This window comes from Enterococcus sp. DIV0774 (genome assembly GCF_050539095.1).
GTDB classification, from domain to species: Bacteria; Bacillota; Bacilli; order Lactobacillales; family Enterococcaceae; genus Enterococcus; species Enterococcus faecalis.
The window spans coordinates 401,050-414,174 of sequence record NZ_CP172923.1; the positions used below are offsets into that span (position 1 = coordinate 401,050).

Here is a 13,125-nt window from a genome sequence, read left to right on the forward strand (position 1 = left end):
AAAATCAGAACCGTCAATTTACTGAAAATTTCTTGCAAATCAAAGGATCCCACGATACGATAAATAGGAGAAAAGGCAATGAGTGAAACACTTATTGTTAACTATTTAATCAAAGGACGTGTGAAGATGAACGTAGAAGAATTAGTTCAAAAAGCAAAAGATTTAATTGGAGAAGGCAACGTGGAACATGCGCAACAATTCATTGAAGAACATAAAGATGAATTAGGCGAACACTATCATAAAATTACAGCGATGTTAGCTGATACAACGACCGATGGTTTGTTTGATAAAATTAAAGGATTGTTTCAATAATCGTAATTAAAAAGGCAAAACACAGTTAACCACGCACTGTGTTTTGCCTTTTTTGCCATGTAAAGTTTGACAACATCAACAAATAGTAAAAGATATTACCATACAATAAATATAGATTCGTTATTTTAAGGAAAGTAAAGAAATTAAGGTAAGAGATTCTTAAATAGATAATGTTATTTTTGTTATGTATATAATTCTATTAGTTTACAAAAACTATAAATACCCCTTTTTTTAAGAAAATAAGAATGGTAAACTTTAAGTAGCGGTATTCAGTTTGATTAATTTGAAAGCGATTACTTTCTGGTTGTAAACAAAAAAAGCGCCGAAACAGCGCCACTTTACAGTTGATTACGGTTAAAACCTTATTTTAACTTGCTATGTTGTTTAGAATAGTCCCAAAAGAACTTAACTAAATTATAGCATAGAATAAAAATCATTCAAGTAGTAATTTAAAAAAAGGAGTGGAAATAAAATGAAGAAAGACTACGTTATTGGTCTGGATATAGGGACTAATTCTGTCGGCTGGGCAGTTATGACAGAAGACTATCAGTTGGTGAAGAAAAAAATGCCTATTTATGGAAACACTGAAAAAAAGAAAATCAAGAAAAATTTTTGGGGTGTGCGTTTATTTGAAGAAGGGCATACAGCCGAAGATCGCCGATTAAAAAGAACAGCACGACGAAGAATTAGTCGTCGACGGAATCGTTTACGCTACTTACAAGCTTTTTTTGAAGAAGCGATGACAGCTTTGGATGAAAACTTTTTTGCTCGTTTACAAGAGAGTTTTTTAGTGCCTGAAGATAAGAAGTGGCACAGACATCCGATTTTTGCTAAGTTGGAAGATGAAGTAGCTTACCATGAAACGTATCCGACAATCTACCATTTACGCAAAAAATTAGCAGATTCATCTGAGCAAGCAGATTTACGACTAATTTATTTGGCGTTGGCACATATTGTCAAATATCGTGGACATTTTTTAATTGAAGGAAAATTAAGTACAGAAAATATTTCTGTTAAAGAACAATTTCAACAATTTATGATCATTTATAACCAAACCTTTGTGAATGGAGAGAGTCGCTTAGTTAGTGCGCCATTACCTGAATCTGTCTTGATTGAGGAAGAGTTGACTGAAAAAGCTTCTCGTACTAAAAAATCTGAAAAAGTCTTACAACAATTTCCTCAAGAAAAAGCTAATGGCTTATTTGGTCAGTTCTTAAAGCTAATGGTAGGGAATAAAGCTGACTTTAAAAAAGTTTTTGGTTTGGAAGAAGAAGCCAAAATAACCTACGCTAGTGAAAGCTATGAAGAAGATTTAGAAGGCATTTTAGCAAAGGTTGGGGATGAATATAGTGACGTGTTTTTAGCTGCTAAAAATGTGTACGATGCAGTTGAATTATCAACGATTTTAGCAGATTCGGATAAAAAAAGTCACGCGAAATTATCTTCTAGCATGATTGTCCGTTTTACAGAACATCAAGAAGATTTAAAAAAATTCAAACGGTTTATTCGTGAAAATTGTCCAGACGAATATGATAATCTCTTTAAAAATGAACAGAAAGACGGCTATGCAGGCTACATTGCACACGCAGGTAAGGTTTCACAGCTTAAATTTTACCAGTATGTTAAGAAAATCATTCAAGATATTGCTGGAGCAGAATATTTTTTAGAAAAAATTGCTCAAGAAAACTTTTTAAGAAAGCAACGGACCTTTGATAATGGGGTGATTCCTCATCAAATTCATTTGGCTGAGTTACAAGCAATCATTCATCGTCAAGCGGCCTATTATCCATTTTTAAAAGAAAATCAAGAAAAAATTGAACAACTGGTTACATTTCGAATTCCTTATTATGTCGGACCATTATCAAAAGGAGATGCAAGTACCTTCGCTTGGTTAAAACGTCAAAATGAGAAACCAATTCGACCTTGGAACCTTCAAGAAACCGTTGATTTGGACCAATCAGCGACAGCCTTTATTGAACGAATGACCAATTTTGATACGTATTTACCTTCTGAAAAAGTTTTACCGAAACATAGTTTATTATATGAAAAGTTTATGGTATTTAATGAATTGACCAAGATTTCTTATACGGATGATCGAGGCATCAAAGCCAATTTTTCAGGTAAGGAAAAAGAAAAAATCTTTGATTATCTGTTTAAGACGCGCCGAAAAGTTAAGAAAAAGGATATCATTCAATTCTATCGAAACGAATATAATACGGAGATTGTCACGCTTAGTGGTCTTGAAGAAGACCAATTTAATGCTAGTTTTAGCACGTATCAGGATTTACTGAAATGTGGTTTGACAAGAGCAGAATTAGACCACCCAGATAATGCCGAAAAATTGGAAGATATCATAAAAATTTTAACTATTTTTGAAGATCGGCAACGAATTCGGACGCAACTTTCCACATTCAAAGGGCAGTTCTCAGCAGAAGTACTAAAAAAATTAGAACGCAAGCACTACACTGGCTGGGGAAGATTGTCGAAGAAATTAATCAATGGTATCTACGATAAAGAATCGGGTAAAACAATTTTGGACTATTTAATTAAAGATGACGGGGTCTCAAAACACTATAATCGCAATTTTATGCAACTGATTAATGATTCACAATTATCTTTTAAAAATGCGATTCAAAAAGCACAGTCCAGTGAACATGAAGAAACATTAAGTGAAACTGTCAATGAATTAGCTGGTAGCCCAGCAATAAAAAAAGGAATTTATCAAAGTTTAAAAATTGTCGATGAACTAGTCGCGATTATGGGTTATGCGCCTAAGCGGATTGTTGTCGAAATGGCACGTGAAAATCAAACGACTAGCACTGGCAAGAGAAGATCCATCCAACGCTTGAAAATAGTTGAAAAAGCAATGGCCGAAATCGGCAGCAATTTATTAAAAGAACAACCAACGACTAATGAACAGTTACGAGATACCCGTCTTTTCCTTTACTATATGCAAAATGGTAAAGATATGTACACGGGAGATGAATTATCGCTTCATCGTTTATCTCACTATGATATTGATCATATTATCCCACAAAGTTTTATGAAAGACGATTCATTGGATAACCTAGTTTTAGTGGGCTCTACTGAAAATCGAGGGAAATCCGATGATGTACCTAGCAAGGAAGTTGTTAAGAAGATGAAAGCTTATTGGGAGAAATTATATGCTGCTGGCTTAATTAGTCAACGGAAATTCCAACGTCTGACCAAGGGGGAGCAAGGTGGCTTGACTCTCGAAGACAAAGCGCATTTTATCCAACGGCAATTAGTAGAAACTCGTCAAATTACTAAAAATGTTGCAGGGATCTTAGATCAACGCTACAATGCCAAGTCAAAAGAGAAAAAAGTCCAAATAATCACCTTGAAAGCTAGTTTAACGAGCCAATTTCGTTCGATTTTTGGCTTGTATAAAGTTCGTGAAGTGAATGATTATCACCATGGACAAGATGCTTATTTAAACTGTGTGGTCGCAACCACGTTATTAAAAGTTTATCCTAATTTAGCACCAGAATTTGTTTATGGAGAATATCCTAAATTCCAGGCCTTTAAAGAAAATAAAGCCACGGCGAAGGCTATAATTTATACAAATTTGATGCGCTTTTTCACGGAAGTTGAACCACGGTTCACGAAGGATGGCGAAATTCTTTGGAGTAACAGTTATTTAAAAACTATCAAAAAAGAATTAAATTACCATCAAATGAATATTGTCAAAAAAGTAGAAGTACAAAAAGGCGGTTTTTCAAAAGAGTCGATTAAACCCAAAGGACCATCGAATAAATTGATTCCTGTCAAAAATGGTTTGGATCCCCAAAAATATGGCGGTTTTGATAGTCCTGTAGTTGCTTATACAGTGCTATTCACGCATGAAAAAGGTAAAAAACCTCTTATTAAACAGGAGATACTGGGCATTACGATTATGGAAAAAACAAAGTTTGAACAAAATCCTATTCTTTTTTTAGAGGAGAAAGGCTTCCTGCGGCCTCGTGTATTAATGAAATTGCCTAAGTATACACTGTATGAATTTCCAGAGGGGCGCCGGCGCTTATTAGCTAGCGCTAAAGAAGCGCAAAAAGGGAACCAGATGGTTTTACCCGAACATTTACTTACATTACTGTACCATGCGAAACAATGTTTGTTACCAAATCAATCAGAAAGTTTGGCTTATGTAGAACAACATCAACCAGAATTTCAAGAGATTTTAGAGAGAGTGGTTGACTTTGCTGAAGTGCATACATTAGCCAAGTCAAAAGTCCAGCAAATTGTGAAACTTTTTGAAACAAATCAAACAGCAGATGTGAAAGAGATTGCGGCATCCTTTATCCAACTTATGCAGTTTAATGCGATGGGCGCACCAAGTACGTTTAAATTTTTCCAAAAAGACATTGAGCGAGCACGCTACACGTCAATCAAAGAAATTTTTGATGCCACTATCATTTACCAATCGACTACGGGCCTGTATGAAACACGCAGAAAGGTTGTCGACTAGATGGGCTGGCGAACGGTAGTGGTTAACAAGCATTCAAAATTATCCTATAAAAACAATCATCTTGTTTTTAAAGCCATTGATCACCAAGAATTAATTCATTTGTCTGAGATTGATGTTTTGTTGTTGGAAACAACGGACATTTCGTTAACCACGATGCTATTAAAACGATTAATTGATGAAAAAATATTAGTGTTATTTTGCGATGATAAGCGTTTGCCAATTGGTAAAATTTTGCCCTTTTATGGACGGCATGATAGTAGCTTGCAATTGACACGCCAGTTGGCTTGGACGGAAGAACGAAAAGGTCAAGTTTGGACAGCGATTATTGCACAAAAAATCACCAATCAGAGTTTACACTTAGCGCAACGAGACTATAGCCAAAAGGCTGCTGCTTTGTTAGCTATGCGCGCTGAATTACGTCTGTTTGATCCAGCCAATCGAGAAGGTCATGCAGCTCGAAGTTACTTTAATACTCTCTTCGGCAATGATTTTACACGTGAACAAGAAAATGACATTAATGCTGGTTTAAACTATGGTTATACGTTGTTATTAAGTATTTTTGCTCGAGAGTTAGTCCAGACAGGTTGTTTTACACAACTAGGACTAAAACATGCCAACCAATTTAATGACTTTAACTTAGCAAGTGATCTTATGGAGCCTTTTCGTCCATTGGTAGATCAAATCATTTATGAGAATAGAAAAGAAGCCTTTCCGATAATGAAACGTAAGTTATTTGCTTTGTTTATGAATACGTATATGTACAAGAAAAAACAAATGTTTTTAACCAATATTGCTACCGATTATACAAAACATGTAGTAAAAGTTCTGAATCAAGAGGAGGAAGGAGTTCCAGAGTTTGGGATATGAGTTATCGATATATGCGTCTATTATTAATGTTTGATATGCCAACGGACACAGCCAGTGACCGGAAAGCGTATCGGAAGTTCCGGAAATTTTTGATTAATGAAGGATTTATTATGCATCAATTTTCGGTTTACAGCAAAATTTTGTTGAATGATACTGCTAATAAAGCAATGTTGGCTCGCTTAAAGCAGAATAATCCGCAAAGAGGACTAATTACACTATTAAATGTAACAGAAAAACAATTTTCTCGAATGATTTATTTGCATGGAGAACAAGACAATCGAGTTGCTAATTCAGATGAACGGATTGTCTTTTTAGGAGAAGAATAGATGAGAGTTAATTTTTCTTTATTGGAAGAACCCATTGAAATTGAAAAAGCCACCTTTTTAACGATTAAAGACGTTCAAACCTTTGCCCATCTAGTGAAGTTAATTTATCAATATGATGGGGAAAATGAGTTAAAACTATTTGATGCGCAACAAAAAGGGCTGAAACCAACGGAATTATTTGTTGTTACGGATATTTTAGGCTATGACGTTAATTCGGCTGCTACGCTGAAATTAATCTATGGGGATTTAGAAGCACAATTAAATGATAAACCAGAAGTCAAATCAATGATTGAGAAGTTAACTGGAACAATTAGTCAATTAATTGGCTATGAATTGTTGGAACATGAAATGGATTTGGAAGAAGATGGCATCACTGTGCAGGAACTTTTCAAAGCTCTTGGAATCAAAATCGAAACAACGAGTGATACGATTTTTGAAAAAGTTATGGAAATTACACAAGTACATCGTTATTTATCAAAGAAAAAATTATTGATTTTTATTAATGCGTGTACGTATTTGACAGAGGATGAAGTGCAACAAGTGGTAGAATATATCTCTTTAAATAATGTGGATGTCCTGTTTTTAGAACAAAGGGTGGTCCAGAACAGATTCCAATATATTTTGGACGAAAACTTTTATTTGAGTTATGAAAAAGCTTAAATTGTTATTGATTAGTGGTTCATTCTAAACTGAAATCTAGCTATGGATAAGTGATGCGAGTACGGAACTTTGGAGAAAAAATAATTCTCCGAGGTTTTAGAGTCATGTTGTTTAGAATGGTACCAAAACAAATAGAAAATTCCACGACTCATTACCGTAGTTTTAGAGTCATGTTGTTTAGAATGGTACCAAAACAGCCAATCGAGATAATCCAACGGACGTACAGTTTTAGAGTCATGTTGTTTAGAATGGTACCAAAACTTAGAGTAATCATGGCGTTAATTGGTGCTTGTTTTAGAGTCATGTTGTTTAGAATGGTACCAAAACTAAATTATTTTCCGAATCTCCCTTTCAAATGTTTTAGAGTCATGTTGTTTAGAATGGTACCAAAACCACTTATCTTGTTAGCTATGGCAACCATCGGTTTTAGAGTCATGTTGTTTAGAATGGTACCAAAACGTTAATATCAGAATAAAGTTTGATATCACAGTTTTAGAGTCATGTTGTTTAGAATGGTACCAAAACAGCTTTTTTAGCTAATGCACCTTCGTTTTCGTTTTAGAGTCATGTTGTTTAGAATGGTACCAAAACATCGTGGTACGTATCACAACCGTTGTGTTCGTTTTAGAGTCATGTTGTTTAGAATGGTACCAAAACTTGTTTCTTCAACTGCTTTAGCAATTTGCTGTTTTAGAGTCATGTTGTTTAGAATGGTACCAAAACGGATATTTTGAATTTATGTTATAATTATTGGTTTTAGAGTCATGTTGTTATCTTCGAATGAAGAAGAGGAGTGCTAAAAGGTTACTGTTTCCAGTAGCCTTTTTTGTTATTTTTATTTCTTTCATTACCAAAGTTTAGTAAAATGAAAGTATCTTAAATTTTAAGTGAAATAAATTTAATAAAGGAGAACAATGATGGAAGGAAAGATTGTTTCAAGTACGAGTTCAGCCCAAACTGCTGTCTCAAAGTTGATTGGTATCAACGAGCGTTTAGAAGCCCCAAAGGTAACCTTTTCAGGAAGTACAGTTTCAGGAATGACCAAAGGCAAACAAGTGAATGCTCAAGTTTTAACAAACTTAACGGATTTAGCCAATTGTGTCTGGAAACAAGCCGAGAAATTCCCTCAAATTGCAGAAAAAATTGCTTATCGTGACCAACAATCTGCGGAACATTTCTCAGGAGGTGGGCGCTAAGCATGAGTGAAAAAGAGGAAAATAACGAACTTCGCGCTACGCTGACAAGAAAAATTGCCCAAGTAGAAGAACAGGAAGATATCTTATGTAGAGAAGAACGGAAGCAAATGGAACAATTAGAGCACACGGTTCAAGAATTAAAAAGAGAAGAAGCTAGATACACGGATATTTTACACAAGCTATATTCGTTAGGTGATGAAGATGCTCAGAAAATGAGTGATTTTTTGCAAGCGATTACTTGCGATGTTAGAAATTCCTGTCAGAGTCAGCAACAGACACTTGCTCAACACTATCGCTCACTAAAACTGAAATTAGCTGATGACCGTGAAGCGTTGTTCAGAGAGCGAGGGCAAATTCTATGGTAAGATATGTCCGAGCAGATTCGCAAGCGCTGGTTTCAAGTATGAAAACCACGATTCAACAAGCACGGGAATTGACCAGCAAGTTAAATCAAGGCAGTCAACATTTGGTTCAGTCAGTGGATGGCAAACAACTTTCAGGAGCTGCTTATACCGCTGGCAAAGGACTTTTTGAACAAGTCATTATTCCCACAATCAAACGAGCTGATCAAGCCATTCAATCGTTAGAACAGGATTTAGCAAGATACCGTCATGCTGAAATGGCGGTGGAACGCTGGTCGCTGATTGACTCAGAACTGCAACAAGAATTGATTCGTTCGCTACAACGTCAGCTTCGAACCATTGATTATCAAATTGACATGGCGAGACAATTGGAATCTTCTTTGATTGGCGAACTGGTGAAACCGCTTCTTCACGCCATTCACATGGACACACAACGTCTCCATAATGCCAAAGTTGCCTTACTGGACAAGTTGAGAGAAGCCGAACAAAAGCTAAATGGACTCAAACAATTTGACCATCAAACTGCTTTGCTTTTTGAAAATAGTTTACAACAATTGAAAATCGTGACACAATCCATTCAAGTACTCAATGGTACCAAAGTGGATTCAGCCACAGGAAAGTATACATTACCAGTTGGTTTTGATCATTCTTGGTTTACTTCCGTGAAAAAACAAAGTGTTACTGATGAAAAGAAACAAATTGCGTTAACCAAAGGCATGGTCCAGCTGAATTTGCCTGTAGAAGCCCAGAAATATTATCAAGAGATTATGCAGGAAACGTTAAAAAACGTTCCTGTGAAGCAATGGGACAAAGCCATTCAAGAACTGAATCAGCTCTTACTTTTTGATGATAAAGGCAACATTTTACGAGTGATGCCAGTTGATTTTGGTGCAGGTAATGGCGTGATTATCCTGAAAAATGGGAAGAATGACAAGGAACTAACCGAGCAAGCCAACAAAGAACTAGACAAAAAACAATGGGAAGCCTTGAATGACTCATTGTTGCAATTGGCAACAGGTGTGGTGACTGCTTTAACTGGCTTAGGGATTATCGGTTTGGACTTTGCGGGTACCTATTTCTCTGGTGGAACATTGGTAGCTGTTGGTGTGAGCCAAGCAGGCATGGTGGCTGGTGCCACAACGATGGGCGTAGGAGCTGTCGCTGTAACAGATGCCATTCGGAAAATGGGCGTGACGACCTCTTCGGTGAATTACAGCTTTGCACGGAATTATGGACACCAGCATAAAGATTTGAAACCAAATAATGAATATCAATCTGGAGAACATGATTATGGGTATAAGACAGATGAGTTGGGAAGGGTTTCAAATGCAGATGCTAACTTGAAACTCAAGACACATCAAGGTAGAAAACGACACAATCCGAATACACTAGATAAACAACCTGATGACCATGCGGGACATATTTTTGCAGATATGTTTGGCGGTTCTCCAGAATTAAACAATCTATTGTCGCAAGCTAAAAACGTAAATTTGAAAGATTACGGTCGTTTAGAGAGAACTTGGAAAAAAGCAATCGAAGCTGGAAAGGAAGTCTCTGTGAAAATAAAAATTCATTATAAAGGGAATTCTCTTCGTCCAAAGTCTTTTGATGTTAATTATACTATTGACGGGGTAGACTACTCTGCATTGATTGAAAATATAAATTAAACTTAGGAGAAACTTATATGACAAAAATATTTGAAGATGAATTTATGGACTGGCAAGCAGATATGGTAGATATTGCAAAAGAATATATTGACGATCGAGCAGAAAAAATTTATTTGTATGGATCTATAGAAGGAGGTACGTACGCCTTTAATTTATTTTATCAAATTAATAACAAAATTGTTTTTATGAGTAAGGTAAATGATGCGTTAAAAAATTTTGAAGAAAAATATGATGTATCAAGTGATAGACGGCGGAAAGTATTGGAGATCGGTGTACAGGACTTAAAAGAAATAGCCGAAGTATGTAAGAAATATGATAAACCAATTCCCACTCAGTTTAAGCTGTATTATGATGTTCAAAAGAATAATCTAAAGGCAAAGTACCAGTATGATTTACAATATTCTAACACAGAAGACTTATATACCGATGATATTTTCATGGCTTGGTACGAAGAAGTAAAAAGTGCTGTAGAAAATCCCCAAGAATTTGGATTTTAATAACTTGTTGGAGAAAGTTAGATGACAAAAGTATTTGAAGATGAGTTTATGGAATGGCAAGTAGATATGGTTGCCATCGCAGAAGAATTTATTGAAGAGCGCGCAGAAAAAATTTATTTGTATGGTTCAATAGAAGGCGGTAGTTACTCATTTAACCTATTTTTTAAAATTAATAATAAAATTGTCACGATGGACGAAGTAAATACGGCATTAAAACCTGAAGAAAAAAAGTATGATAACTCTGACGATAGGTGTTGGGAGGCATTAAAGCTGGGTACGAAGGATTTACAAGAAATAGCTGAAGTATGCAAAAAGTATTCTAAACCTGTACCTACACAGTTTAAACTGTTTTATGATGTTAAACAAAACAGCCTTGAAGCAAAGTATAAATATGATTTTCAGTATTTAGATTCTGATGATTTAACTAACTATGATATTTTCATATCTTGGTACGAAGAAGTAAAAAATGCTGTAGAAAATCCCCAAGAATTTGGATTTTAGTCACTTGTTGGAGAAACTTATATGACTAAAATATTTGAAGATGAATTTATGGACTGGCAAGCAGATATGGTGGATATTGCAGATGAGTATATAGAAGGACGAGCAGAAAACATTTATTTATATGGTTCAATAGAAGATGGTGGTTATTTCTTTAATTTATTTTTTAAGATAAAGGGTAAGATTCTTTTTATGCACCAAGTTAATTCTGTATTGAGTGAAAGTGAGAAGCAATTTGATATTTCACAAGATAGACAAGAAACAGTCCTAATAAACTGAAATCTAGCTATGGATAAGTGATGCGAGTACGGAACTTTGGAAAAAAATAATTCTCCGAGGTTTTAGAGTCATGTTGTTTAGAATGGTACCAAAACAAAGACCACATGCAGCAAAATCTCGCAAGCGTTTTAGAGTCATGTTGTTTAGAATGGTACCAAAACATGATTTCAAGGGGGATAGCGCAAAAACGGGTTTTAGAGTCATGTTGTTTAGAATGGTACCAAAACTCAATTAGAAAAGTTGCATGTGTATGTCTTGTTTTAGAGTCATGTTGTTTAGAATGGTACCAAAACTCCTTCACTACCTCCCATAAGTATATATTTGTTTTAGAGTCATGTTGTTTAGAATGGTACCAAAACTAACCATGATCCTGATCCCACTCCATCCACGTTTTAGAGTCATGTTGTTTAGAATGGTACCAAAACATTTGCTGAAGTATTACCTTCAGTTGATTTGTTTTAGAGTCATGTTGTTTAGTTTTCGCAGATACGATTTGATTGATGTAAAAATATCGTTAATATGTATAAATGTGATTGTTATATAAAAAATATAAGTAATAAATTGAAGCTTTGCTAGAGCAAGTGATGCGATTACGAAATTATTTAATTTTAGAGTCACGTTATTTATTACTTTGCGAATAGAGAATACGATTATCTATAAATCAAGAACTAATCCCCAATTTATTGAAAATGACACTCCCTGTTTTATTAATATTTCATGCTTTTGTTGTACTATTTGATGATACAAAAAAGTAAAACTGAGGACCCAATTAAAGTCAAGTTAACCACATTGAAAGATAAACCTTTCAATGTGGTTAAAGATGCTTAATGAGATTCATGAAACATAGAGAGCGGATTAATTTCCTATGCTCTTTATTTGTATATTTTCTTGGGAATCATTATTGATTGTGGATTAAAAAGATAATCCGCTCCCCGTTTCACCACAGGCATATTCGTAATAGCTAAAATGAAGAGGGCTAAGAAGAAAAGTGCCAGGATTCGGAAAGTAAACCATTCTTTAAAGAGTGTGTCTAATTGTAAACCACTTTCCAACAGAATAATTAAGGGCATATGCAAGAGATAAGGGTAAAGGGTATCTTTTCCTAGGGCGCTTAAAGGTAACTTTCGTTTCGGCAATAATGCAAACCAAGAAAGAGACACCAATGCTGCAGCAACGTAAAAGAACAGCTGAATGAAACTACTGTATTCAAAGGCCGGACTAATTTCAGCGTAGGAAGCCCAACCAGTTAAGAAGCCCCAAAATTTCGTTGCCAATGACCATTGACTATTTACAAATAAAAAGGAGCTTAAAATTACGCCTATCGCTGCCCATTTGACTTTGCGATGATCTAAAAAGGTTTGCAGCTTTTGAATATCCATTAAGTAGCCACAATAGAAGAAAGGGAAGAAGCCCAGAGTCCGTCCTAAAGACAAGAAACCTTCCACAGGTAAATAGCCTGAGGCGCAGCCGATAACAACGATAATTGGCAACATGATTTTCGGCTGAATGCGCTGAAGAAAGATGGTAATTAAGTAGAAACTTGCTAAGGAAAGTAAGTACCAAGGAACGCCCGTTTCGTTCAGTAAATCAAAATTCATTTTATTTGCAAAGGCGAAATTAGCAAGCGTAATCAACAACTTCGCTAAGAGATAAAGCCAAACAAAGGAAAGTAAACGGAGATATTTTCGTTGTTTAATGGCATGTTTACTGAAGAGTCCAGAGACAAAAATAAAGGCTGGCATATGGAATGAATAGATCCAAAAGTTGATCGTTTCCATGAGTCGTGAAGGAGAAGCTTCACGATCTAAAATATGCCCAAAAATCACTAAGAAAATTAAAAAAAGTTTCACGTTGTCCCATTTATAAATTCGCTTGTCGTTTTCCATAACGATCACTCCTTTTAGTAGAAAACAGGTCACTTTTGTTTAAGGCAGAAGAGGACAATTTTTCCATTCATTGAGTAGATAATTGTAGA

General features: G+C 35.3%; 12 protein-coding genes and 2 CRISPR repeat arrays. Of the genes, 11 read left to right on the plus strand and 1 reads right to left on the minus strand.

Annotated elements, in window-relative coordinates; all coding sequences use genetic code 11:
* The first annotated feature begins 78 nt into the window (after positions 1–78).
* From IGL86_RS02060 to IGL86_RS02110, 11 genes are all read left to right on the plus strand, one after another.
* The gene (locus tag IGL86_RS02060; RefSeq protein WP_002355504.1) at positions 79–312 is read left to right on the plus strand and encodes a hypothetical protein; all 234 of its coding nucleotides are present in this window, start codon (positions 79–81) and stop codon (positions 310–312) included.
* Positions 313–784: 472 nt separating this feature from the next.
* Complete coding sequence (gene cas9 / locus IGL86_RS02065) at positions 785–4,798, plus strand: type II CRISPR RNA-guided endonuclease Cas9 (RefSeq protein ID WP_033625576.1); 4,014 nt, start codon at positions 785–787, stop codon at positions 4,796–4,798.
* Positions 4,799–5,665: a type II CRISPR-associated endonuclease Cas1 gene (gene cas1, locus IGL86_RS02070; RefSeq protein ID WP_010713907.1), complete on the plus strand. Its 867-nt coding sequence runs from the start codon at positions 4,799–4,801 to the stop codon at positions 5,663–5,665.
* Positions 5,662–5,991 (plus strand): CRISPR-associated endonuclease Cas2, encoded by a 330-nt coding sequence (gene cas2, locus IGL86_RS02075; RefSeq protein ID WP_002364833.1) that lies wholly within the window; start codon positions 5,662–5,664, stop codon positions 5,989–5,991. The genes cas1 and cas2 overlap by 4 nt, the downstream gene beginning before the upstream one ends.
* Positions 5,992–6,651, plus strand: coding sequence for a type II-A CRISPR-associated protein Csn2 (gene csn2 / locus IGL86_RS02080; protein WP_002364832.1), 660 nt, complete (start codon positions 5,992–5,994; stop codon positions 6,649–6,651). It begins immediately after the preceding gene.
* A gap of 93 nt (positions 6,652–6,744) precedes the next feature.
* Positions 6,745–7,374: a CRISPR direct-repeat array (repeat unit 36 nt; unit sequence GTTTTAGAGTCATGTTGTTTAGAATGGTACCAAAAC).
* 191 nt (positions 7,375–7,565) lie between these two features.
* Positions 7,566–7,847 (plus strand): hypothetical protein, encoded by a 282-nt coding sequence (locus IGL86_RS02085; RefSeq protein ID WP_430605628.1) that lies wholly within the window; start codon positions 7,566–7,568, stop codon positions 7,845–7,847.
* 2 nt (positions 7,848–7,849) lie between these two features.
* Positions 7,850–8,212 carry a hypothetical protein gene (locus tag IGL86_RS02090; protein ID WP_430605629.1) on the plus strand — a complete coding sequence of 121 codons (363 nt, stop codon included), beginning with the start codon at positions 7,850–7,852 and terminating at the stop codon, positions 8,210–8,212.
* Complete coding sequence (locus IGL86_RS02095) at positions 8,206–9,876, plus strand: DNA/RNA non-specific endonuclease (RefSeq protein WP_430605631.1); 1,671 nt, start codon at positions 8,206–8,208, stop codon at positions 9,874–9,876. Before IGL86_RS02090 ends, IGL86_RS02095 begins: the two co-directional genes overlap by 7 nt.
* Before the next feature lie 17 nt (positions 9,877–9,893).
* Positions 9,894–10,373 carry a hypothetical protein gene (locus IGL86_RS02100; RefSeq protein WP_010824405.1) on the plus strand — a complete coding sequence of 160 codons (480 nt, stop codon included), beginning with the start codon at positions 9,894–9,896 and terminating at the stop codon, positions 10,371–10,373.
* Between the two features lie 21 nt (positions 10,374–10,394).
* Positions 10,395–10,874, plus strand: a complete 480-nt coding sequence (locus IGL86_RS02105) for a hypothetical protein (RefSeq protein ID WP_016630709.1) — start codon at positions 10,395–10,397, stop codon at positions 10,872–10,874.
* Positions 10,875–10,895: 21 nt separating this feature from the next.
* A complete protein-coding gene (locus IGL86_RS02110) occupies positions 10,896–11,150 on the plus strand; it encodes a hypothetical protein (RefSeq protein WP_016630708.1) in 255 nt (84 codons plus the stop codon).
* Between the two features lie 59 nt (positions 11,151–11,209).
* A CRISPR array of direct repeats spans positions 11,210–11,575; the repeat unit is 36 nt; unit sequence GTTTTAGAGTCATGTTGTTTAGAATGGTACCAAAAC.
* Between the two features lie 447 nt (positions 11,576–12,022).
* On the opposite strand, the gene IGL86_RS02115 is transcribed toward IGL86_RS02110, so the two are convergent.
* Positions 12,023–13,036: an acyltransferase family protein gene (locus IGL86_RS02115; protein WP_033625971.1), complete on the minus strand. Its 1,014-nt coding sequence runs from the start codon at positions 13,034–13,036 to the stop codon at positions 12,023–12,025.
* Between the last annotated feature and the right edge of the window lie 89 nt (positions 13,037–13,125).

What these genes read in the sequence shown, in the direction of transcription:
- IGL86_RS02060 (WP_002355504.1), top strand. Translation starts at nt 79, where the DNA reads ATGAGTGAAACACTTATTGTTAACTATTTAATCAAAGGACGTGTGAAG.
- cas9 (WP_033625576.1), top strand. Translation starts at nt 785, where the DNA reads ATGAAGAAAGACTACGTTATTGGTCTGGATATAGGGACTAATTCTGTC.
- cas1 (WP_010713907.1), top strand. Translation starts at nt 4,799, where the DNA reads ATGGGCTGGCGAACGGTAGTGGTTAACAAGCATTCAAAATTATCCTAT.
- cas2 (WP_002364833.1), top strand. Translation starts at nt 5,662, where the DNA reads ATGAGTTATCGATATATGCGTCTATTATTAATGTTTGATATGCCAACG.
- csn2 (WP_002364832.1), top strand. Translation starts at nt 5,992, where the DNA reads ATGAGAGTTAATTTTTCTTTATTGGAAGAACCCATTGAAATTGAAAAA.
- IGL86_RS02085 (WP_430605628.1), top strand. Translation starts at nt 7,566, where the DNA reads ATGATGGAAGGAAAGATTGTTTCAAGTACGAGTTCAGCCCAAACTGCT.
- IGL86_RS02090 (WP_430605629.1), top strand. Translation starts at nt 7,850, where the DNA reads ATGAGTGAAAAAGAGGAAAATAACGAACTTCGCGCTACGCTGACAAGA.
- IGL86_RS02095 (WP_430605631.1), top strand. Translation starts at nt 8,206, where the DNA reads ATGGTAAGATATGTCCGAGCAGATTCGCAAGCGCTGGTTTCAAGTATG.
- IGL86_RS02100 (WP_010824405.1), top strand. Translation starts at nt 9,894, where the DNA reads ATGACAAAAATATTTGAAGATGAATTTATGGACTGGCAAGCAGATATG.
- IGL86_RS02105 (WP_016630709.1), top strand. Translation starts at nt 10,395, where the DNA reads ATGACAAAAGTATTTGAAGATGAGTTTATGGAATGGCAAGTAGATATG.
- IGL86_RS02110 (WP_016630708.1), top strand. Translation starts at nt 10,896, where the DNA reads ATGACTAAAATATTTGAAGATGAATTTATGGACTGGCAAGCAGATATG.
- IGL86_RS02115 (WP_033625971.1), bottom strand. Translation starts at nt 13,036, where the DNA reads ATGGAAAACGACAAGCGAATTTATAAATGGGACAACGTGAAACTTTTT.